Origin of the sequence: Listeria ivanovii subsp. ivanovii (assembly GCF_900187025.1) — a bacterium.
In the GTDB taxonomy this organism is placed as follows: domain Bacteria; phylum Bacillota; class Bacilli; order Lactobacillales; family Listeriaceae; genus Listeria; species Listeria ivanovii.
In genome coordinates this window covers 899,643-921,390 of the sequence record NZ_LT906478.1, presented here as the reverse complement: position 1 = coordinate 921,390, position 21,748 = coordinate 899,643, and the positions used below count along the sequence as shown (strand labels likewise).

Genomic DNA, 21,748 nt, shown 5'->3' with positions numbered 1-21,748 from the left:
TTTAGCAGAAATCAGTATAAAAATGGTTGTTTTTGAAGTAGTAACATCCGCCTATTTCAGTCAAAATCAGACTTGAGTCGCATATGTTATAACTTGCCTTTTATTAATCTTGTGTTAGAATTATGTTAAAGTGGGTGCTGTATGGTATTATTTTTTTACATAAATACAGCTTCTTTTTTTCATTTCAAAAAAACAAATAAATCGATTAAATAGTGTGTAGGAGAGGTGTTTCATGAAGGATTGGAAAATAAAAATCCAAACGTTTTTAAGCAAGAATTATGGATTTTTTGTTCTAGCCGTCATTCTTTATTGGCTAAAAACGTATATTGCATATCAAACAGAATTTAAACTAGGTATTGAAAATCTTATGCAGCAAATATTGCTGTTCATTAATCCATTAAGTGGGGCTATTTTTTTCATAGGTCTTGCGCTTTTTGCTAAAGGACGTCGCTCATTTATTTGGATTATCGTTATTGATTTTCTAATGACTTTTATCCTTTACGCAAATATTGTGTACTATCGATTCTTCAGTGATTTTATTACACTTCCGAATCTAAATCCAAAACAAATGCAGAACATGGGTGACATGGGTAGCAGTATCACAGCATTACTTAGCTGGCATGATATTATTTATTTTATCGACATCGTTCTTTTAATTGCACTGCTTGCTTTCCGTTTTGTAAAACCTGACAAAACTGCTCGTATTCGTGCCAGAAAGGTTGTCGGTGTTCTTACGCTTGGTATCGCCATGTTTTTTGCTAATTTAGGACTTGCTGAAATTGATCGTCCGCAATTATTAACAAGAACATTTGATAGAAATTATATTGTAAAATATCTTGGTATGACTAACTATCAAATTTATGATGCAGTAAAAAGCACAGAATCCTCCACGCAGCGAGCTCTTGCTGACAGTAGTGATGTAACAGAAGTACTGAATTACACTAAATCAAAATATGCCGCGCCAAACCCAGAATACTTTGGGAAAGCGAAAGGCAAAAACGTTATTTATATTCATTTAGAAAGTTTCCAACAATTCTTAGTGAACTATAAACTAAATGGAGAAGAAGTAACGCCGTTTATTAACTCTTTCTTTAAAGATCAAAATACACTAAGCTTTACAAACTTCTTCCACCAAACCGGCCAAGGTAAAACAGCTGATTCTGAGATGTTACTGGAGAATTCGCTTTACGGATTAGCTCAAGGTTCTGCCTTTACAACAAAAGGTCAAAACACTTACGAATCCGCATCAGCTATTTTAGGTCAACAAGGTTATACAAGTGCTGTATTCCACGGTAACTATAAGAGCTTCTGGAATCGCGACGAAATTTATAAACAATTTGGTTACGATCACTTCTTTGACGCTAGTTACTATGATATGAATGAAGCGGATGTTTCTAACTATGGATTAAAGGATAAGCCGTTCTTCCAAGAGTCTGAAGAATATCTATCTTCCCTACCGCAACCATTCTATACAAAATTCATTACGCTAACCAATCACTTCCCCTATCCAATTGATGAAAAGGATGCGACGATTGCTCCAGCGACAACTGGCGATTCATCCGTTGATACGTACTTCCAAACAGCGCGTTATCTAGATGAATCCGTGAAAAGCTTTATTGATTACTTGAAGAAATCCGGAATTTACGATAATTCCGTGATTATTATGTATGGTGATCACTATGGTATTTCTGATAACCATGAAGAAGCCATGACAAAAATTCTTGGTAAAGAATACAACTCTTTTGAAAATGCTCAAGCGCAACGTGTTCCTTTAATGATTCATGTTCCTGGCGTGGAAGGTGGCGTTCAAGAACAATATGGTGGTCAAGTGGACCTTCTACCAACGTTACTTCACTTACTTGGTATCGATAACAAAGAATACTTGCAATTTGGTACAGACTTACTTTCAAAAGATCATAAGCAATTAGTTCCATTCCGAAATGGAGATTACATTACTCCTGATTATTCCATGATCGGTGGCAATCTATACAACCAAAAAACGGGTGAATCAATTGCGACAGAAACAAAAGAAATGAAAGACACGAAAGAAAAAGTAGCGAAAGAGCTAGAACTTTCTGATTCGGTCTTACAAGGCGACTTGTTACGTTTCTATGCTCCTGATGGTTTTGAAAAAGTAGATCCAAGTAAATATAATTACAACAAGAAAAAAACAACAGATTCAGAAGATAAATAAAAAGAAGCGAGTTTCCCTTTATCGGGGGCTCGCTTCTTTTTATTTACTAGCCATTAGAGTCGTCTTTTCATTAAATGATCTTCCGAAAATTGAACCAAATCCCATAAATTGCCATACAAATCTTTAAACACTGCAACTTCCCCGTAATCCGTCGTCTTTGGTTCTCTTACAAACTCTATTCCTTTTTCTATCATATTATTATAATCTCGGTAAAAGTCATCCGTTCCTAGAAACAAAAAGACTCTTCCTCCTGCTTGGTTACCAATAAAATCAGTTTGTATTGGTTCGGAGGCTCTTGCAAGTAAAATCGTTGTCCCTTTGGAATTAGGTGGAGCCACTACTACCCATCTTTTATCTTGTTCTGGTTGATAGGTATCTTCTACTAATTCAAAATTTAATTTTTCCGTGTAAAATCGAATAGCCTCATCATAATCTTTAACAACTAAGGCAATATGAACAATTGATTGTTTCACTGACTAACACCCTCTTTCATTATTATTAATTCATGCAAAGAGAGAATTTTAATGTTTAAGTACTTTTGTGTTATCTCTAATTGCTACCTTGCTCGTTTACTTACCTAATCCACGCATAATATACAACACCGTATCATCAATTTCTTTTGGATCATCCCAATTAGCTTCTGGCATCACAACAAACCTTGTTAGCATAAAACCAACGATATTCGTTATTAAAGCCCGCATAATGGTACTGTTTGGCATATCAACAATTTCGCCGCGTTCTTTGTAGTAATCAATCATTTGATCAAACTGGCCCTTCACATGGGTCATAAAAATTTCGGAAAACTGCACCCGAAGCTCATCATGATAAAACAATTCCATGAAGTAAATTTTGATGACTTTCCCATTTTCTTTAGCAAAATCAAATCGATTCACGATGATTTCTCGAATAAATGATTGGAAATCCGGATACTCGCTTTCAAAAACTTCTTTGACAAAGCTTTGCGCTAAGAAAGGAATAACGCCACCAATCAAAGTCGGCATTGTAATCGCCATAAGTAAATCTTTTTTGGTTTTATAATGCCTGAAAATGGTTCCTTCAGCGACCCCTGCTTTCTTGGCGATTTCGTTTGTTGATGTTCCGGCATAACCTTTCTCTGCAAATAATTCGATGGAAGCAGCTACAATCCGACGTTGTTTATCACTCATTTTTGTTTCTTTTTCTGTTAAATCAAGCATTTGGCGCAAGATATCTCCTTCTGCATCCACGTTCTATCTCTCCCTTCTGATTAGACTTTCCGATATTTTTTTAAAGCAAAAATATTTAATACAACGAAAACGAGAACAAATCCAAGTAAAATATAAAAATCTGTTGCAAATGATGCAAACCCTTCTCCTTTTACCATAATAGTTGTTAAAGCATCTGCTCCGTAATAAAGTGGCATAATATGAGCAATCCATACGAGCCAATCCGCCATCCCATCTAGTGGGAAAATGCCACAGAACAAGATTTGAGGAACGATGACAATTGGAATAAATTGAACAATTTGGAATTCATTATTCGCAAATGTCGAAAGCAGGATTCCCAGTGCGAGCGAGACGAGCCCTAGGGTTAGCGTAATCAACAAGACATGGAACAAGGAACCATTTTGCATCATATCTAATACTTGAATCGAGAATACTGCAACAAGAATCGATTGAAGCAAGGCGAAAATTCCAAAGCCAATTAAATAGCCTAGCTCTAATTCGATTCTTTTGATTGGTGTCGCCATTAAACGTTCTAATGTCCCGGTTGTTCGCTCTCTTAGGAAAGATATACCGGCAATTAGAAAGACAAAGAAGAAGACAAAAAAGCCAATGAAAATCGGACTTATTGTATCAAAAAAGTTAGTATCTTTATCGCCATATACATAATCGGTTGAGATGGTTAACTTTTCAGGTCTAGTGGAAAGTGAGGGAATGGTGCTTGGGTCTATCCCAGCCTTTGCAAGCGCCTCTCCAGTTGTTTCCGCCTGACTTTTCACTTGTTTTTGTTGCTCTTGCATTAACGCTTTTTGTAGTTTTAAGCCAATTTCTTTACTAATAGATGGTTCGCTATTTTCGTAAGTTACTGCTATTTTATCGCCATCTTGTTGAAAAAAGGCGTCTAAATCGGCATCTTTTATTTTATCGCTAATGTTAGTATTTTCTGGATAGCTTTTAATGGTTAAATCGTTATCTTTTAATTCTTTTACCATAGAGTCGGAAATACCACTAATGCCAACAACCGGTTTCACAGTGTCCCCTTCAAATAAATAGGTTAATAATGTAATCAACAGCAGTGGCGCAATAAACATTAAGGCAAGTGTGCGTTTATCACGTCTAAATTGGTTAATGATTCGTTTAACAATAGCAAAAATCCGCATCAACGCTCTCCTCCAAACTCTAAAAAGGCATCTTCAAGTTTTCCCGAGGACGTTTTGCTTGAGAGCTCCTGAGGCGTCCCAACAGCGATTATTTTTCCATTTCTAATCATCGCAAGCCGGTCGCATTTTTCGGCCTCATCCATCACGTGCGTCGTTACAAGGATGCATTTGCCATTCGTCTTAAGTTCTCCAAGTTCATCCCAGATACTTTTACGTAATTCTGGATCAATTCCAACTGTCGGCTCATCTAAAATTAGGACATCAGGATTAGCTAGGACAGAAATAGCAAGTGAAAGTCGACGCTTCATACCACCGGAATAATTGCTCACCTTCTTCGTTAAATCAGCTTGTAAGTTAACTAAATCGGCGGCATAATTCATTCGTTCTTTCTTGGTGTTGCCTTTGATGGAATAAAGTGAAGCAAAAAAATCGAGGTTTTCTTTCGCTGTTAAGTCTGTATAAAGTGCATCAGACTGAGCCATATAACCAATTTTACTAATGACAGGAAGACTTGGCAGCACTTTGTTTAGTACTTCTGTTTGTCCTGTCGTTGCTTTTTCCATACCAATAATCGTTTTTACAAGCGTTGTTTTCCCTGCTCCAGATGGTCCAATTAAGCCAAAAATTTCTCCTTTTTTGATTTCGAGTGACATATTAGACAAAATTTGTTTTTTGCCAATTTGAACATCTAGATTGGTCACTTTAATTGCTATTTCTGTCATTATTCCCCTCCTTTTAAATGAGTGATTACTCACTTCTAATTGTACGCATTTTTATGTAAAAGTAAAGGAAAAACCGAATGCTTTTAGAAGTTCTCCTCTAATGGCAATCGGTTATTTTCGTAAATATATATCGGAAATAAGGTGATCAGTGCCTTTATGAAGGACTAGATCCGCTCGATACTTTGTTTTTTCAATATTTTCTTTTAAGTTGACGCCGTTAATTGTATCCCATACGTCTAGCGCAAAATCTTCGGCTTCTTGTTTGCTAATTTTTGTATAAGGGTGGAAATAAGAGCTTTCGTCTTGAAAGGCTGTTTCACGAAGCATAAAGAAACGTTCTAAATACCATTTCTTGATATTGTCTTCATCTGCATCCATATAAACCGAGAAATCAAAAAAGTCACTTGGAAATAAGCTCTCGTGTTGATCAGCTTGTAAGACATTAATCCCTTCAATAATGACAATATCAGGATTATGCATTGTCCTAGCCTCTTCTAACACATCATAGGTAAAATGTGAGTAAAGTGGTACTTCTACATCTTCTTTATTCGCTTTTAGATCCGTCAAAAACTTGGCAAAGCGTTCGCGGTCATAGCTTTCTGGGAATCCTTTTTTGTTCATGATTCCTTGTTCTTCTAAAATTTTATTTGGATATAAAAAACCGTCTGTTGTTACTAGCTCTACTTGTCTTGTTTTAGAGAACCAGCGATCTAGCATTAGCTTAAAAACACGTGCCGTTGTACTTTTACCGACTGCAACACTTCCTGCTAGTGCGATAATAAATGGTGCGCGTGATTCTTTTTTCTTTAAGTATTCCATTTTTTCACCGTGAATAAAAATTGCTTCATGATATTGAATCGCAATTAATTTAATTAACGGTAAATAAATTTCCGAGATATCTTGCAGTGAAATCCGGTCGTTTAAACCACGAATTTCTTCCAATTCCTCTGCAGTTAAAATTTGGTCTTTACTCACTTCCAGCTTGCGCCATTCTTCTCTTTGGAAATGGAAGTAGTGATTATAATCATTCATTTGATTGTTCCATCCTTTTATTCATTCGTGAAAACGTAAACAGCTTTATATAAGGATAACGCAAGCTGATTAAATCTGCAAGTAACGATTTTAATATTTACGATAGACATAAACTGATTTTGGTTTCCCTATTTCTTTATATGAATCCACTTTGACAGAGGGAATCGTCATTTTGAAAGGGGCGTAATATTCTTGGGCAATTGTTCCTTTCACAGAAAGCCATGTATCATTTGAATAGCTGGTTTTCTCAGGCATTTGAACGAGCATTCCGAACACACCAGAATCTGCCACACAATGAATGATACCAAAGCGGAATAAAAATAGATTATTATCTTTCGTCACATTATCATTATAAACAAAACCAGTAAATTCAATTTGTTTTCCTGCAAATTCACCAGGATAATTATATAAAATCTCCATCGTCATCAAGTAATTACTATCAGTTACTTTGATAGGATTTTGATCAATAATCGTTGCTTTTTCTTTTTCCATCATTTTTTCATAATCGGTTTTACCAAAATAGCCACTTGTATCTGGACGTAAAAATTGGTTCGCGGCATAGGGATCATCCCCTGCTTCATTATTTTTCGGAAAGTGGAATCCTTTCGCGGAAACGATTGTCGAATCAAGTGTTGCCACTGGAAACATAAATCCAGCAATTAAAGCATAGGAAAGTAATCCGTAAACTAGAATTTTTTTCCAAAACGTATTTTCACCTTCATGAGTATGTCCTAGGTGCTCCGTTTTTGCACCAAGATCTTCATCTCGGAAAACCATAATAAGCTGAACAAGCGCAAGTAAAAAAGCAGCAATCATTGCAGAGAATGATAAATAAGAATACTTCATATTGATATATTTACTTATATCACCTGAAATATGGAGCTGCATCAAATAAAAGCCAAATCCAAATAGAATAAATACACGAAACATTTGTTCACCTTCCTTCGTTTAAATGACCAAAGCATATAAAAAGACAACAATCGTAACGCTAGTAACAATTAATAGCACAAATTTTGCTTTAAATGATCCTAACATCATCATTAAATTTTTAATATCCAGCATCGGACCGAACACTAAAAATGCAACGATAGACTGGGTGGAGAAAACACTACGAAATGATGCAGCGATAAAGGCATCTGCTTCAGAACATAGTGAAAGCACAAATGCGAGTACCATCATTAATAAAATCGATAGCACTGGGCCGTGACCAATGGAAACTAGCGTAGATGTTTTGATGTATGTTTGCATTGCTGCAGCTAGCAAAGCACCAAAAACCAAGTATTTTCCAACCGAGAAAAACTCATCTACGGCGTGTTGTACTGTATGCCATACTTTTTGGCTTAGCGACATTTCCATGTGAACGTGTGCTTCGCCGTGATGGTGGTGATTATGGTTAGCTTCTGTTTCCGCTTCTAAAACTTGGAAATGAGAAGTAACCATTCCATTATTTGGACCAACTGTAGCTAAATTCGCAGCTGGTACTACCACTTTTTCACCGGCAGCTTCATATTTTAGAAAACGATCCTTAAGTCCTGTCCCTTTATAAAAATAAGCGATAATATTGCCAACGACTAATGCAACAACGAGACTTCCAGCAACACGTAATAGCGGAACTTCCCAAGTACTACCAAATGCCACATAAGTCGAAAATAATACAACAGGATTAATAATTGGCGCTGTAAGCATAAAAGCAATTCCAGCGTGAAGCGGTACTCCTTTTGCGAGTAAATTACGTACAATCGGAACAATCCCGCACTCACAAGATGGGAAAAATACACCTATTAACGAACCAACAATGACTGCTAGAAATTTATTTTTAGGGATGACGCGAGCGATGAATTTTTCTGAAATAAACATTTGAATAAAACCGGCAATAAACACTCCAATAAGTACAAATGGTAATGCCTCAATCAAAATAGAGATAAAAATAGTGTTCATTTGTAGGAATGAATCCGGAAGATGACTAAACATGGGATTCCTTCTTTCTTTACTCTTTTAATAACTATTTGATTCTAAGCCTATCTTTTGAAGAAATCAAGCAAAAGGTGAAGTAGTTAACTTTATTACATTCTATCTTCAAAAAAGAAGACAATTCAATTGAACTGTCTTCTTTTTGTAATAACTTCTTGGTAATCTTTTTCCAGTAATGCCTTATCTTCTGCCTTTAGGTTAGGCTGCATCAGCTTGGCGGCGATTTCAGACATTCGCATTTCCAGAATAAGCTTATCTTCTTCTGTAATACGACTTGGCGTTATACTAGCCTCGTATTCCGCGAAGGCCATTCGGTAAAAAGCCATTTTGCCTGATTCGATAACTAGAAGCTGTTCTGCTACTTGACTTACAAAAGTTCTATCATGGGAAACAAAAAGTACGGTGCCTGTGAAATTTTGAATTAGCGTTTCCAATGCCTCCATTGCAAAAATATCTAAGTAATTCGTTGGTTCATCGAGGATTAGAAAATTTGCATCGCTTACAAGGAGCATACTAAGGAGTAGTTTTACTCGTTCTCCGCCTGAAAGTAAGCTCGCTTTTTTGTGCCAATCGGTTTCTTTGAAATGCATGCTTCCAAGGACTTCTTTAGTCATTTGTTTGCTTTGAACACTAATATCTATCATATTTTCTAATAGTGTTTTTGTTAAGTCTAAACCTTGTAGTTCCTGATCAAAATAGGCGATTTTTGCTTGATTACTGCATACTAACTTAGAATTATTTTGAAGGATTTGTTTTAAAAAGCTCGTTTTCCCACTGGCATTTTCGCCAATTAGTGCTACTTTGTCTCCTGACTTAATAGAAAAGCCCGTTGTTGAAAATAGCTTTTTTCCGGCAATTTCGTATGTTGCTTCTGCGGCAGTTAGAATGGTATTTCCCTTTTTGATTATTCGGTTCTCTGGGGTGGAAATTTTTATTGGTTTCGCTTTGTGTGGCTTTTCCACGTTTCCAAGCCGTTCAATTCGCTTATCAAGTGCCTTAATAGTGCTATGTTGCTTTTTCTGCTGTGTCCCTTTTCCAGCTTTAAAGGCGCTTGCTTCTTTCGCATTGAGTCGTTTTCCTGGTTTTACAATTCGTCCTGCTTCGACTTCATGGTAATTTTGAGAAGCTTCTAGTTGTTTCTTTTTATTTTTAAATTCTTTGTAGGCCAGTTCTGCTTGGTTTTCTTGCTGTTTTCTTTGCTTTAAATAAGCTTGGTAATTACCTTTGTATACTTGGATTTTTTGGTCTTTAATTTCCCATATTTCCGTACAAAGACTGTTTAAAAATGCCCGGTCATGCGAGATGATAATTAAGGAGCCATGCCAGTCTTTCCACTGTCGTTCTAAATGTTTTACGCTTTCCACATCCAAGTTACTAGTTGGTTCATCTGCTAGCAAAACACTCGGATTTTGGCGCATTGCTTGTTGGATTGCTTTTCTTGTTTTTTCCCCACCACTTTTTGTACTTTTATCTGTTGGCAGTTGTTTAATGTAAGCAAGCCTTCCTTGAATAGTAACTTTACCTACAGCTGGTTCTTGGACACCCGCGATAACTTCGATAAGCGTTGTTTTACCAAGCCCATTTTGCCCAATAATACCAATTCTAGCTTTTTGATTTACGAGCAGATGCGGAATTTCAACTAACACGCGATCTGCTACTTCTATTTTTAATTGATTTATTTCGATTATAGACATAAAAATAACCTCCTGAAAATTTCAGAGAGGAATCCGCAAACTACGCCAAAAAAACTTATGGCTGTGTTATCATGCGAAATGAACATACGAATCCCGTCCGAAAAAATAGTTTCTATCTTAAATTAAGATAGCTTTCTTCATTTTTTCTTATAGTACAGGATTAGAATTTCATTGGCTTAAGATAACACTCCTTTAGGGTTGATGGTTTTATTATAGCTCAATTTAATCGATTCTTCAACAGAAAAAAGCCATGTACTTGAAATACACGGCTTTTAACTACTCATTTTCTTCAATCATTATTTTTAATTTTTGAACAAACTCTTCGAAACTTTCCGCCATAGACAGTCTTTTAGCATTCACTTGTTCCGAAACGATTTCAACAAATTTCTCAAAAAAATCATTAAATTCATTAGCATCGTTTTTACTAATGGCGACAAGTGCAATTAACTTTATCTCCACTTCATTCCAAAAAATGGGTTCTTGAAGCGTCATGATCGAAACACCACTTTTCTCGGCATCGTTTTCGATGGAGTGTGGTATTGCGATGCCTGAAGGAAAGCTAGTTGGTGCCATTTGTTCGCGTTTCTCTACATTTTCATGGAAATCCGCCCTAACAAACGCTTGTTTTTCCATTTTATTTACCATTTGTGCTCTAATTTTTAGTGGAGTTAGTTCTGAGGGATCAATTTGGTTGGAATATAGCGACTTGACAACATAATGATCTATTTGTTTGGCAAGTTGGTTATTTTCGAGTATTTGCTGCTTTGTATGAATTCGACTAGTGATTTTTTTGATATCTTTATTGGTTAGTAATGGATGGATGAAAATGGAGCCAGCTTTTTCTAAAGCCACTTCTCGGTTGGTAGTTAACAGAATATCTAACTCTATTTCTGCTATTTCTTTTTCGATTACTTTAATTTCTGCTTCTTTTTCAAATAACTCGTACAGTTTATTTAACATGTTAACTCTTAAATCATGGTAATCATCGACCAATAATCCAATTTTCAGTTTGACATTGTTATGGTTTTGACTTTCTAAAAAGGAGCCGATATGTAGGGCAATAAAGGAGATTTCGTCTTCATTAAAATCGATATCTAATTTTTCTTGTAATAATGAAGAGATGTATACAGCAATATCAAATGTGACTGGATAAGATGTTTTTATGTCTAATAGGCTTAAGTTTCTTGTATAAGTTTTGTAACGTGCTCGGTAGTATAAACTTTGAATATGAATCGCGAGTTTGATGAAAAGTTGTTCGTTTTGTAAATCAATTAAATAGGTTTCCTCGACATTTGTAAGGGCTAATTCTAAGGCATGGATGATTTTACTATCGACAAATTTTTCTAATTCTTCTTGTTTGGCATTGGCTGATTTTTCATTTTGTAACCCAACGTATTGTAAAGCTAATTGTTGTATTTCTTCTTCTGAGAATTCTAGTTGATATTCTTTAGAAAGGATTCTGGCAATTTTTTTCGATATTTGATATTCTTTTGAGGCTTTTTTTATGAGGGTACTTTTAGTTTCAATTAGCGTGTTTCCTTGCCCAATGCGCACCATACTGATGGCATAATGTAAAACAATGTTCATCATCGAATATTGATTCGTTGTGATTGCTTCTTTTGTAAGTACTTCGCCAATAATATTTTGTAGCTTATCAATCGAAATAGCACCAATCATTTCTTGAATGTGCCCTTTAATACTTTCTCTGTATCCGCCTTCTTCATATAGTAAAGAAATCATGTATTTTCTTTTGGCTGTCTCTTTGCCAATTAATTTAATTCGGTTTTTACTTATGACGATTTGGACATCGGCATCTCGAAGTTCTTTTTTTAATTGCTGGATATCTTTTTTTAAGGTGACTTCTGAAATATACAAAATATCGGCGAGATCAAATAAATCAACGCCTTTAGTCGAATTTTTAATTAGTTGAAGCAATAACTGTGATTTGCGTTCTGCCGAGTCACTTTCTGTTTGCACTTCCAATTTCACATTTTCATTAAGCTGGTAACCTTGTTGATTGGATTTAATTAAATCAGGTGATGCTTCATTTATTTTGAAAACTTTTGCACGGATTGTTCGTGTCGTGCACTCACAAAAATCTGCTAACTCATTTGAGGTAACCCACTTACTCGTATGTTTGGCCAAATAAGCTAGTATTTCTTTTTGCGTATCCATTTCTTGTTTACCCCCTATATAGATAAAGCCAGTTGTATGAGGGCCACAACTAGCTTTATCAGGTCATGCTTCTAAATCTTGCCCATTAGATGCTATTACTTTTTTATACCACGAAAAACTTTTCTTTTTAATTCTTTTGCCTGTACCTTTTCCTTCATTATCCAAATCAACATAAATGAAGCCATATCTTTTTTCCATTTGCGCGGAGGAACAGCTAACAATATCGATTGGTCCCCAAGCACAGTAGGCAATTACTTCGACACCATCATACATCGCACGTTTCATTTCTTTTAGATGAGCTGATAAGTAATCAATTCGGTAATCGTCATTTACTTCTCCGTGTTCTAGTTTGTCGTACATTCCGAAACCATTTTCGGCTATGATAATTGGTTTGTGGTATCTATCCCAGTATTGTGACAAAGCATTGTATAAGCCTTTTGGATCAACAGCCCAGCCCCATGGATTTGCTTTTAAATGTGGATTTGGTGTAATTGATGCTGGGTCTAAGTCATTTTTCTTAGAATCTACCATTTGAGAATAATAGTAAGATAAAGCTAAATAGTCCATCGTATTCTTACTTAAAAGTGCTTTATCTTCGGATGTGATTTCTACTTTAATTCCGTTCTCATCGAAATAGTTTAAAGCGTACTGCGGATATTCACCTTGGAATGCTACATCGGCATAGAAGTATTCCATCCGATTGCGTTTCATTGCTAGGACGATATCATCTGGGTCACAAGAATATGGATATGCTGTACAATCAGCAAGCATCGTTCCTATCATGAACTCTGGATTAATTGTCTTGCCGTATTCATAAATTTGTGCGCTTGCTACGAATTGATTGTGAACCGCCTGATATGTCGCGGATAAATAATCATCCGCTGCATCATTTGGAATCGCTGTTGAGTTGAATGGCTCGAATTGAATTAAATTAATTTGGTTGATAACAATCCAATATTTTACTTTTTGGCTATATCGATCCAATACGGTTTTACCATATTTAACGAATAAATCGATGACTTTACGATTGTGCCATCCGCCATGCTTTAAGACAATGTCGACAGGAGTTTCGTAATGTAAGATAGTAATGATTGGTTCCATGCCAAGTTCGATGATTTTATCGATTAAATGATCATAGTATTTTAAACCTGCTTCGTTTGGCTCGTCTTCTTCACCTGTAGGGAAAATCCGCGTCCAATCGATTGACGTACGGAATGTTTTGAATCCCATTTCAGCAAGTAATGCCAAATCTTCTGGATAGGTATGATAAAAATCAATACCGTGACGTTTCGGATAATAACTTGTTTTATCTGCAATATTTGCTTTTATCTCAGCTAAACTAACTCCTTTATGCTGTTCATCACTAATCTCTTCGTTGGTTTTATCTGTATGGTATTTGTGTAAATCTGCTAGACTAATTCCTTTGCCATCTACTTGAAATGCACCTTCTGCCTGATTTGCAGCAATGGCTCCTCCCCAAAGGAAATCTTTCGGAAACTTGTAATTTTCAAACATAGTTGTACCTCCTACTTTTTCATTTGCTCATTCATTTTTTTAAACAAACGTACCATGTGTTCACCAATTAAGATTTCACTTTTGGCTGTCATTAAGGTATCTTGCGCATGGCAGAAAAGTGTCGAATAGCGGATTTGGTTGCCAGATGCTTCTAATTGTAGTGTGTCTGTTTGTAAGCCGTGTGCGATAACGATTTCTTTTTTTGCTGCTTGGATACTTTCATCTGCTTTACTAAACGCAAAATCTTCTAAGTAATTCAAAGCATGTACCAAGCCATTTCTTGCATTTCCCGCATGAATTAAAATGTTCATTGATAGCTCATTCAAACTATCTGTTTCTTCCACATAGTCTTGCTTAGACATTTTGTTTCCTCCAATCAATTTGTTGCCATTTCACTGGTTGTTTCTTGTGCTTCTAGTTTTTCTTTTTTGAGCAAAGAGTTATCATATGCTTTAAAGAATGGCAGGTATACGAGCCAAGTTATCACGATAATCGCTAAACAAGCAATAATCCCGCGCCAATCTTGTGTTGCTAAATAGGATGTTACTGGATAAGGCATATACCAAAGTAAAAATGACTGCGCCGGTATATTAACTAAATTAACTGTCATAACAAAGTACGCGATACTTGGTACTAATAAAGCATTTATCCATGTTGGAATCATTAAGTAAGGATTGAAGGCAATTGGTGCTCCGAAAAATAACGGTTCATTGATATTAAAAATAGAAGGAACGATCACGGCTTTTCCGATTGCCTTCAGTTGAATCGATTTACTTAAAACGAGCATCATCACGGAAAGCGATAAAGTCGTTCCTACTCCGCCAATGAAGATTAAGGCATAGACAGTTTCTTGCGTTGCGATGTTTGAGGCAGTTCCACCATTCGTCACGGCTTCTGCATTTGCTGCGAGTCCTGCCATATAAACTGGATAAATCGCCGGCATCATCACCCACCCTGAAATCCCAAATGTGTAAAGAAATGCTGGAATAAATACAGATAAGACAAATCCCGGATAAGATTGTACAATCGACGCAAGCGGGCTAAATACAGCAACAATTACTTCAAAAAAATCAATATTAAATTGAACCGTAATTAACCAACCTACTATTAATATAAACGTAATTGGTAAAAGACTATTAAACCAACCAACAACAAAATCTGGAATAGGCGTATCTTCACTGAACAACGAGCGTTTTGCGGCAAAATTCATTACTACTCCCGCAAATAAACCTGTTGTAATCGATAAAAACATCCCAGTTGCTCCAAACCTTGATAAAATATAAACGGCATTCCCATCTGCTGTAATGGTCGGAAATAACAGCATCAGGAAGAGTACCAATCCGGTTGCGCCAGCGATTAATTTTTGGCTACTATTGCCTTTCTTTTCCATTACATAATATGGAATCAAAAAAGCTACAACCAAGCCAAACATCCCAAAAGAAAAGTTACTAATCATGGAGAAATCAGGCATCTTAGGAAATAAATTTTTGAGTAAGGAAACAATGGTCACTAAAGAACCGACAAAAACTAGCGGAAGTGCTGACATAATTGCATCTTGTATCGCAGAGACCCAAGGATTTTTGACAACTTTATTTACTTTTGGCGCAAATTTATTCGTCATAAAATCCATCACTTTGTTGTTCATCGTTTTACCCCTCCATATTCAAAATTAATTCCAATGCTTTTTCACCGTTCAATGATCCGTAAGTAGACTGGGGAATAACTGTTACAAGTACATCTTTGTCTTTCGCTTTTTCTTTCAAATCTTCTAACATGTACGATAAGTGCGGACCAATGAGTAAGTAATCAATTTCATTAATTCGTTCGTCTATTTGAGCCTCACTAGCAGCTTTTACAGTAACTTGTTCTCCTTGTTTCTTTGCTGCTTTTCTAATTGCTGCTGCCATAAATCCGCTTGAAGCTCCTGAACCACAAATAAGCAAAATGTTTTTCATCTGTATCCTCCCTTTCTTTAACTTAAGTCTAATTATAGGAATGTTTGAATTCGCTTACAAATACATTTTTTTCCTAGTAGTAGGAAAAATCCCCTCCGCAATCAGCGAAGAGGATTTTTCTCAAGTATGAAGTTTTTAAAGGGAAGTTTAATCACGATATTTTAAATTGATAAATTTGACATCGATATATTCTTCCATTCCGAAGTGTCCATTTTCTCTGCCAAATCCTGAATGTTTAACGCCACCAAATGGTGTTTCTGGATTAGAAATGGCAATCTCGTTTGCTCCGACCATGCCGTATTCTAATGCAGAACTTACTTTTTCGACCCTTGCTAAATCTTTTGTGTAAAAGTAGGAAGCTAAACCAAATTCACTGTCATTTGCCAGTTCAATTGCTTCATCTTCCGTCTCAAAACTAATTAAAGGTATAACTGGACCAAATGTTTCCTCGTAGAATATATCCATCTCACGAGTTACTTCATCCAAAACAGTTGGTTGATAGAAGTTACCCTTATCATAGTCACTACCTGTTAAACGTCCACCACCAGTTAAGACTTTAGCACCTTTATCTTTTGCATTTTTTAGTTGTTGATCGATTTTGTCCATCGCATCTTCGCGAATTAGCGGACCAACGTTTACATCATCTAAACCGTTGCCAACTTTTAATTTTTCTACTTTAGTAATAAGTTGTTTTGTAAAAGCTTCTTTTATTTCTTTGGCGACAAAAATCCGGTTGGGTGATACGCAAACTTGTCCATTATTGCGGAATTTTGCTGCGACTAAATCACTTGTGGCTTGCTCCAAATTCGCATCTGCAAATACGATGAAAGGTGCATGTCCTCCAAGCTCAAGCGATATTTTCTTCAATGTGACTGCGGATTGTTTAAATAAACTTTGACCGACTTTAGTGGAGCCTGTAAAAGTTAGTTTGCGAACATCATCACTACCAGTCAGAGTTTCACCAATTTCTTTTGAACTGCCCATCACGATATTCGCCACACCTTTTGGTAAGCCGGCTTCTTCAAAAATCTCGAAAATCGCCAAGGCTGAAAGTGGTGTATCTCCGGAAGGTTTTAATATAACGGTATTACCAGTAGCAAGAGCTGGAGCAATTTTCCTAGTAACCATTCCACCTGGGAAATTCCAAGGAGTAATCGCAGCAACCACACCAATAGGTTGTTTTTTTACAATGAAAGCATGATTGTTAGGTGCTGGAATTGTCTCACCATATAATCGTCTTGCTTCTTCTGCAGCAAACCGGAAGTTTTCAACACCAGTTAGTACTTCTCCTTTTGATTCTTTTAAAGGTTTCCCTTGCTCTAGCGTCATAATTTTTGCGAGTTTATCTGCTTTTTGTTCCATTAAATCAGCTATTTTATGCAAGATTTTTACTCGCTCAGCTAGTTCCATGTTGGCCCAGTCCGGAAATGCATCTTTCGCCGCTTTAATTGCTTGTTTCGTTTCGGCTGGTCCTGCTTGGGCAATCTTTGCGATAACTTCGCCTGTTGCTGGGTTTATAACCTCTTTTACTTCTTTACTATTTCCGTCAATCCATTTTCCATTAATAAATAGTTTCGTTTGAACTTTTGGTAAAGCTGTTTCTTTGATACTCAAAATACCACTCCTAAATAAGTTTTACTGACGGCAAATCTTGTTGCCTATAATAATGTTTTCCACAAATTTTAGAAGTTAATCAAGATTTTGGAAAATGCACTTACCCAAAAAGCTCGCACATCCCAGCATGATGGTCTTGAAACGGTTCGTAACTTTTTTCAAAAAAGACTATCTGCATAAAATACAAATAGTCTTTTCGCTTTAATTTTCTTCCACTGGTCGGTGTACTTCTTCTTTGATTTTTTTTGGTGCATTTTTCTTATATGCGAGGAAATAAAACAAGCTGACAAATATTGCTCCACCAACTACATTTCCTAAATAAACCGGGATGACATTCCAGATAAAGTCTGCCCATGAAAAATATCCGGCAAAAATGGCTGCTGGGATGATAAACATGTTGGCGACAACGTGCTGGAATCCGATAGCTACAAAAGCCATAACTGGGAACCAAATCCCGAGAATTTTTCCAGCAAAGTCTTTTGCTGCATAACATAACCAGACTGCAATTCCAACAAACCAGTTACACCCAATTCCAGATACAAACGCTACCCAAAATGGATCATTAATTTTGGCCCCCGCTGTTGCTAAAGTTTTTGGTAAAAAGTCGCCCTCTGTAAGACCGACAAAGTGTCCAAAGAAATAAGCTACAAAAAAGGCGCCGACTAAGTTCATTACTGAAACAATCGCCCAGTTTCTAAGTAATTGTTGAAAAGATATCTTCTTGTCATACCAAGCAATTGCTACTGCCATCATATTGCCAGTAATAAGTTCTCCTCCACCTAATAAAATACAAACTAGGCCAACTGGAAAAAGACTTGCTCCAATTAGTGTCGCAAAACTTCCCCATTCGTGAGGCATCGTTCCAACTGCACGTATGTATAATAAGTAACCGAGTGAGATGAAAGCACCACCTAAAAATCCAAGTAAAACAAGCGTTAATGTGCTAGAATTTGCTTTTTGGGTCCCTTTCTCAATAGTAATCTCTGTTACTTCCTGCGGGCTATAATATCCCACATGAATCCCTTCCTTCTTGTTAAAATAATCACAAAATAGCGTTCTTATTATAGCACAATCAAAAACAGCTTGCTAGTATGAAAAAACCTAGAACAAAAGTCCTGGGCTTCCTTTTTATGCATCAAGCTCTTTGATTACAGGGATTCTAATTTCGATATTGGTCACTTGATCTTCCTCTTTAGAATATACTTCTAATTTGAAAGGAAGTGGGTCAAAGATAGGATTATTTGCTGTAATATAAGGCTTATATTTTTTCTCTTGAATCGCTTTGGCAATTTGTAGATAGCTTTCATTTAGATCTGTTCCTAGAATGTGTTCCGCAACAAAATAAGTATGTGCTGGAACCTCAACCCACTCTAATGGCTCTTTTATTTCAGCGTATTTTTGTTCTACAGGAAGAACGGAATAATGTGTTAAACCGTCTTCAATATTATGAACAGAAATACCATACACTATTTTTTGTTCTGAAAAATCATCTAATTCTTGTGCTAAATAAAGCATTTGTCGAAAAGCTAATTTTACTTCTGAACGAAAGGCTTCCGTCTCCGGTCCTTGTCGAACAAGCGCTATGCCTGTGAATCCTTCCCATTCTTCTAATCGTTTTGCTTTAATCGCCATGACTATCTACTCCTTTTTAAAAGAATATTACGCCAGAAGATGTTTGTATTGTCGTAAGCTTAACATATGGTAAATACCCTGCCTAGTTTTAGTTAAAACCACAAGCTAATTAGAACAATCACAGCAATTATAAATAGAAAAGATAACCAAGCAACTGGGCGTGCTGCATTTATCGTCCAACCAATTCCAAAACGTTTTTCAACAAATAAAGCTGGATCATTGCGATTGAAATAAAATATCCCCGCTTTCCAAAAAGCATCATCATCACGAATTGCTTTACTCACTCCATCAGGCTCACTCGAGAATTTTAATCTACTACCACCTTGACCAACCTTGATAGCTAGTAGAACTACACCTAACATAATCAGTGCTATCGAAATAATCATCGTAATCATGATAAGTTCACCTGGTAAGGCTAGCAAAATAACAGCTTGCATTACTAAGAAATCAATCATCAAAATGGTACACATAATCAACATTACTTTACTAGATATCTGTCTAAACAGCATATTCCGTTTTAAAGAATCTGATGGGTTTTCATTTTCCACCTGTTGCTTACTTCTTGCAATGACAAAATTGATAAACATAAACAACCCAATCATCGCTAGTTGTAACATTGGGAAAAGTAAGGCTGCTCTTGGTGATTTTGCCATGGTGCTCGTAACATTTCCTTGCATATCAAAATGTGTTGGAAAAGCCATGGGTGCTTGTGGATAAAATACAACTGTAATAGCGAGCGTAATTATAAAAAGAAGTAGTGGCACTATAAACCAAGTATAAGAAATAACCATTTTCCTCCGATGAAAACTGGTATCTACCATAATAATGGAATTTGTTGAGATTTCCCCAGACATGATTTTTTCTTTTTTCCATTGGAGCGTCGTTTGGTGGAAACGGTAATAAATAACAAAAGAGACAATCAGTTGCCCAAACATCGATGAAATAAAAATTCCTGCTTGGACATCTTCACTTGTGTTAAATCCTTGTAATAAAGCAATGCCGATAATAGCAACTAAACTTGTCCATAAAACAACTTGCCCAACATATTGTTTTTTCAATTGTTTTAATTCTGCTTTTCGATTGGCACGTTCTCCAACATTTACACCAAAACATTCTGATTTCCGAATAATAAATGGCGTAATTGCTTGCAATGAAATGATCGCAATACTAACAAAAATATAGATAATAATTTCCATTTCTATTCCACGCTCCGTCCGTTCATTTCATCAAAAATAGCTTTACTTACTTCCATCCATTTTTCTTCTGTGACGCTTCTAACTACTGATTCAGCTATTAGTGGCTTTAATTTACTTTGTAATTTGGCAAAAAATTGTACATCTGCTTTTTTTACGCCATCAGGGTGAATGACCACACCTTTTTGGCGATGAATTTGAATAAATCCCTCTTGTTTTAGAATTTGATAGGCTTTATTGACTGTATGAAAATTGATACCAATATCTGCACCAAGACTTCTTACTGACGGAAGTTTATCGCCAGGCAAAAGTTCTCGTTTCGCCATCCCTTCAATTATTTGATTGCATATTTGTGTATAAATCGGTTCATCCGATTGTAAATCAATTGCAAGTAGCATAGAAACACCTCTCTCTAAACTGTTATATATATTGTATAACACATATAATTATTAGTCAATACTAGCAAATTCAGTGGCTATTTAATGCAGTTAATGGTACTATAAAAAATAACCATAAGCTTTTAGAAAGAAGGGAAAAATTTGAAATTATCACGTTTTAGGGATAGTAAACTATTTTTTTGGACAATCGAAATTTTAGCGGTTGTTGCAGTTATATTCATCCTGCTCCAAATGAAATACATATTTTCGCCAATTGGCATCATTATCTCCACTTTATTTATGCCAATTTTAGTTGCAGGGTTCCTGTTCTATTTATTTAATCCTTTAGTTCTATTTTTAGAAAAAAGAAAAGTACCGCGCATTCTAAGTGTTATTATCATTTTCATTGCATTTATTGGGCTTATTGTTCTGGCAGTTATGCAGCTTGGTCCAACGCTTGCAGAACAAGTAACTGGACTAGCTAAAGCCATACCTGGTTACTGGCAAGATTTTGAGAAGTGGCTACAAGGAATTTCCAAAAATTCTTCCCTTCAAGGTGTCGATTTGAAAGCAGAACTTGAAAAACTAAACATTTCGTTACCAAAAATCATGTCTGTTGTGGTAGATGGTGTTGCTTCTAGCTTTGGAGCAATTATTTCGTTTGTTTCTGGCTTTGTGATGATTCTAGTTACGGTACCATTTATTGTATTTTATATGTTTAAAGATGGTCATAAGTTTGTAGAGTCTTCCGGTAAATTTTTCCCAGCTGCAATTCGTACAGAAGCAAAACAGATTATTAAAGAAATGAATAAAACGATTTCCACTTATATTAGTTCACAAGCGATTGACTGTTTGGTTGTTGGTCTGTTTACATTCATTGGTTATTTAATTATTGGGCAGCCGTATGCACTTCTTTTTGGTTTAATTGCTGGTGCTACGAACATTATTCCTTATCTCGGGCCATTTATTGGAGCAGCTCCTGCGGTAATCGTAGCGCTATTTACTTCTCCACTCCAAGCATTACTTGTTATTATTGTCGTAACGATTGTGCAACAACTTGATTCCAACTTACTGTCTCCATATATCATGGGTAAATCTTTATCTATTCACCCATTAACGATTATTATTATCTTAATCGTTGCTGGTAACTTAGCAGGTATTTTTGGAATGATCCTTGGTGTTCCAGTTTATGCCGTTGTTAAAACAATTATTATGAATGTTAATCGTTTAATTAAATTAAGGCGCGGTGAGCTTGCATTAGAAAATAATCCGCCTGATCCTCCCGCACCAAAAGCATAAGAAAAGAGCTTTA

Annotated in this window: 20 protein-coding genes; 2 read left to right on the top strand and 18 right to left on the bottom strand. The window is 36.1% G+C overall.

Annotation, left to right across the window (positions count from 1 at the left end):
* Nucleotides 1–232 precede the first annotated feature (232 nt).
* The gene (ltaS, locus tag CKV67_RS04465) at nt 233–2,194 is read left to right on the top strand and encodes a lipoteichoic acid synthase LtaS (RefSeq protein WP_014092356.1); all 1,962 of its coding nucleotides are present in this window, start codon (nt 233–235) and stop codon (nt 2,192–2,194) included.
* Nucleotides 2,195–2,247: 53 nt separating this feature from the next.
* Here ltaS and CKV67_RS04460 read toward each other — a convergent pair whose 3' ends face one another.
* From CKV67_RS04460 to CKV67_RS04375, 18 genes are all read right to left on the bottom strand, one after another.
* Nucleotides 2,248–2,667 carry a VOC family protein gene (locus CKV67_RS04460; RefSeq protein ID WP_014092355.1) on the bottom strand — a complete coding sequence of 140 codons (420 nt, stop codon included), beginning with the start codon at nt 2,665–2,667 and terminating at the stop codon, nt 2,248–2,250.
* A 96-nt stretch (nt 2,668–2,763) separates the two neighbouring features.
* Nucleotides 2,764–3,420 carry a TetR/AcrR family transcriptional regulator gene (locus CKV67_RS04455; RefSeq protein ID WP_014092354.1) on the bottom strand — a complete coding sequence of 219 codons (657 nt, stop codon included), beginning with the start codon at nt 3,418–3,420 and terminating at the stop codon, nt 2,764–2,766.
* A gap of 20 nt (nt 3,421–3,440) precedes the next feature.
* Nucleotides 3,441–4,556: an ABC transporter permease gene (locus tag CKV67_RS04450; protein WP_014092353.1), complete on the bottom strand. Its 1,116-nt coding sequence runs from the start codon at nt 4,554–4,556 to the stop codon at nt 3,441–3,443.
* On the bottom strand, nt 4,556–5,278 hold the full coding sequence (locus tag CKV67_RS04445; RefSeq protein WP_025279834.1) for an ABC transporter ATP-binding protein: 723 nt from the start codon (nt 5,276–5,278) through the stop codon (nt 4,556–4,558). Before CKV67_RS04445 ends, CKV67_RS04450 begins: the two co-directional genes overlap by 1 nt.
* A 111-nt stretch (nt 5,279–5,389) precedes the next feature.
* Nucleotides 5,390–6,310 (bottom strand): type I pantothenate kinase, encoded by a 921-nt coding sequence (gene coaA, locus CKV67_RS04440; RefSeq protein WP_014092351.1) that lies wholly within the window; start codon nt 6,308–6,310, stop codon nt 5,390–5,392.
* 90 nt (nt 6,311–6,400) lie between these two features.
* Nucleotides 6,401–7,240 (bottom strand): TIGR03943 family putative permease subunit, encoded by an 840-nt coding sequence (locus CKV67_RS04435; RefSeq protein ID WP_014092350.1) that lies wholly within the window; start codon nt 7,238–7,240, stop codon nt 6,401–6,403.
* A gap of 18 nt (nt 7,241–7,258) precedes the next feature.
* Nucleotides 7,259–8,281 (bottom strand): permease, encoded by a 1,023-nt coding sequence (locus CKV67_RS04430; protein WP_014092349.1) that lies wholly within the window; start codon nt 8,279–8,281, stop codon nt 7,259–7,261.
* Nucleotides 8,282–8,403: 122 nt separating this feature from the next.
* The gene (abc-f, locus tag CKV67_RS04425) at nt 8,404–9,975 is read right to left on the bottom strand and encodes a ribosomal protection-like ABC-F family protein (RefSeq protein WP_014092348.1); all 1,572 of its coding nucleotides are present in this window, start codon (nt 9,973–9,975) and stop codon (nt 8,404–8,406) included.
* A 276-nt stretch (nt 9,976–10,251) separates the two neighbouring features.
* On the bottom strand, nt 10,252–12,150 hold the full coding sequence (locus tag CKV67_RS04420; protein ID WP_025279833.1) for a BglG family transcription antiterminator: 1,899 nt from the start codon (nt 12,148–12,150) through the stop codon (nt 10,252–10,254).
* Between the two features lie 63 nt (nt 12,151–12,213).
* On the bottom strand, nt 12,214–13,665 hold the full coding sequence (locus CKV67_RS04415) for a glycoside hydrolase family 1 protein (protein WP_025279832.1): 1,452 nt from the start codon (nt 13,663–13,665) through the stop codon (nt 12,214–12,216).
* Between the two features lie 11 nt (nt 13,666–13,676).
* Nucleotides 13,677–14,027: a PTS sugar transporter subunit IIA gene (locus tag CKV67_RS04410; RefSeq protein WP_014092345.1), complete on the bottom strand. Its 351-nt coding sequence runs from the start codon at nt 14,025–14,027 to the stop codon at nt 13,677–13,679.
* Between the two features lie 14 nt (nt 14,028–14,041).
* Nucleotides 14,042–15,310 (bottom strand): PTS sugar transporter subunit IIC, encoded by a 1,269-nt coding sequence (locus tag CKV67_RS04405; RefSeq protein ID WP_014092344.1) that lies wholly within the window; start codon nt 15,308–15,310, stop codon nt 14,042–14,044.
* Between the two features lie 4 nt (nt 15,311–15,314).
* Nucleotides 15,315–15,620, bottom strand: coding sequence for a PTS sugar transporter subunit IIB (locus CKV67_RS04400; protein WP_014092343.1), 306 nt, complete (start codon nt 15,618–15,620; stop codon nt 15,315–15,317).
* A 147-nt stretch (nt 15,621–15,767) separates the two neighbouring features.
* Nucleotides 15,768–17,234 carry an NAD-dependent succinate-semialdehyde dehydrogenase gene (locus CKV67_RS04395; protein WP_014092342.1) on the bottom strand — a complete coding sequence of 489 codons (1,467 nt, stop codon included), beginning with the start codon at nt 17,232–17,234 and terminating at the stop codon, nt 15,768–15,770.
* Between the two features lie 201 nt (nt 17,235–17,435).
* The gene (locus CKV67_RS04390; protein WP_014092341.1) at nt 17,436–18,248 is read right to left on the bottom strand and encodes a formate/nitrite transporter family protein; all 813 of its coding nucleotides are present in this window, start codon (nt 18,246–18,248) and stop codon (nt 17,436–17,438) included.
* A 114-nt stretch (nt 18,249–18,362) separates the two neighbouring features.
* Nucleotides 18,363–18,866, bottom strand: coding sequence for an effector binding domain-containing protein (locus tag CKV67_RS04385; protein WP_025279831.1), 504 nt, complete (start codon nt 18,864–18,866; stop codon nt 18,363–18,365).
* A gap of 92 nt (nt 18,867–18,958) precedes the next feature.
* On the bottom strand, nt 18,959–20,062 hold the full coding sequence (locus CKV67_RS04380) for a DUF1648 domain-containing protein (RefSeq protein WP_014092339.1): 1,104 nt from the start codon (nt 20,060–20,062) through the stop codon (nt 18,959–18,961).
* Between the two features lie 2 nt (nt 20,063–20,064).
* Nucleotides 20,065–20,457, bottom strand: coding sequence for a GntR family transcriptional regulator (locus tag CKV67_RS04375; RefSeq protein WP_014092338.1), 393 nt, complete (start codon nt 20,455–20,457; stop codon nt 20,065–20,067).
* 141 nt (nt 20,458–20,598) lie between these two features.
* On the opposite strand from CKV67_RS04375, the gene CKV67_RS04370 reads away from it, so the two are divergent.
* Nucleotides 20,599–21,735: an AI-2E family transporter gene (locus tag CKV67_RS04370; protein WP_014092337.1), complete on the top strand. Its 1,137-nt coding sequence runs from the start codon at nt 20,599–20,601 to the stop codon at nt 21,733–21,735.
* The last annotated feature ends 13 nt before the right edge of the window (nt 21,736–21,748 follow it).

Coding starts and splice junctions, on each gene's coding strand:
- CKV67_RS04375 (WP_014092338.1), bottom strand. CDS start 20,457: ATGCTACTTGCAATTGATTTACAATCGGATGAACCGATTTATACACAA.
- CKV67_RS04445 (WP_025279834.1), bottom strand. CDS start 5,278: ATGACAGAAATAGCAATTAAAGTGACCAATCTAGATGTTCAAATTGGC.
- CKV67_RS04405 (WP_014092344.1), bottom strand. CDS start 15,310: ATGAACAACAAAGTGATGGATTTTATGACGAATAAATTTGCGCCAAAA.
- CKV67_RS04450 (WP_014092353.1), bottom strand. CDS start 4,556: ATGCGGATTTTTGCTATTGTTAAACGAATCATTAACCAATTTAGACGT.
- CKV67_RS04400 (WP_014092343.1), bottom strand. CDS start 15,620: ATGAAAAACATTTTGCTTATTTGTGGTTCAGGAGCTTCAAGCGGATTT.
- CKV67_RS04380 (WP_014092339.1), bottom strand. CDS start 20,062: ATGGAAATTATTATCTATATTTTTGTTAGTATTGCGATCATTTCATTG.
- CKV67_RS04415 (WP_025279832.1), bottom strand. CDS start 13,665: ATGTTTGAAAATTACAAGTTTCCGAAAGATTTCCTTTGGGGAGGAGCC.
- CKV67_RS04420 (WP_025279833.1), bottom strand. CDS start 12,150: ATGGATACGCAAAAAGAAATACTAGCTTATTTGGCCAAACATACGAGT.
- CKV67_RS04435 (WP_014092350.1), bottom strand. CDS start 7,240: ATGTTTCGTGTATTTATTCTATTTGGATTTGGCTTTTATTTGATGCAG.
- abc-f (WP_014092348.1), bottom strand. CDS start 9,975: ATGTCTATAATCGAAATAAATCAATTAAAAATAGAAGTAGCAGATCGC.
- CKV67_RS04385 (WP_025279831.1), bottom strand. CDS start 18,866: ATGGCGATTAAAGCAAAACGATTAGAAGAATGGGAAGGATTCACAGGC.
- CKV67_RS04430 (WP_014092349.1), bottom strand. CDS start 8,281: ATGTTTAGTCATCTTCCGGATTCATTCCTACAAATGAACACTATTTTT.
- coaA (WP_014092351.1), bottom strand. CDS start 6,310: ATGAATGATTATAATCACTACTTCCATTTCCAAAGAGAAGAATGGCGC.
- CKV67_RS04410 (WP_014092345.1), bottom strand. CDS start 14,027: ATGTCTAAGCAAGACTATGTGGAAGAAACAGATAGTTTGAATGAGCTA.
- ltaS (WP_014092356.1), top strand. CDS start 233: ATGAAGGATTGGAAAATAAAAATCCAAACGTTTTTAAGCAAGAATTAT.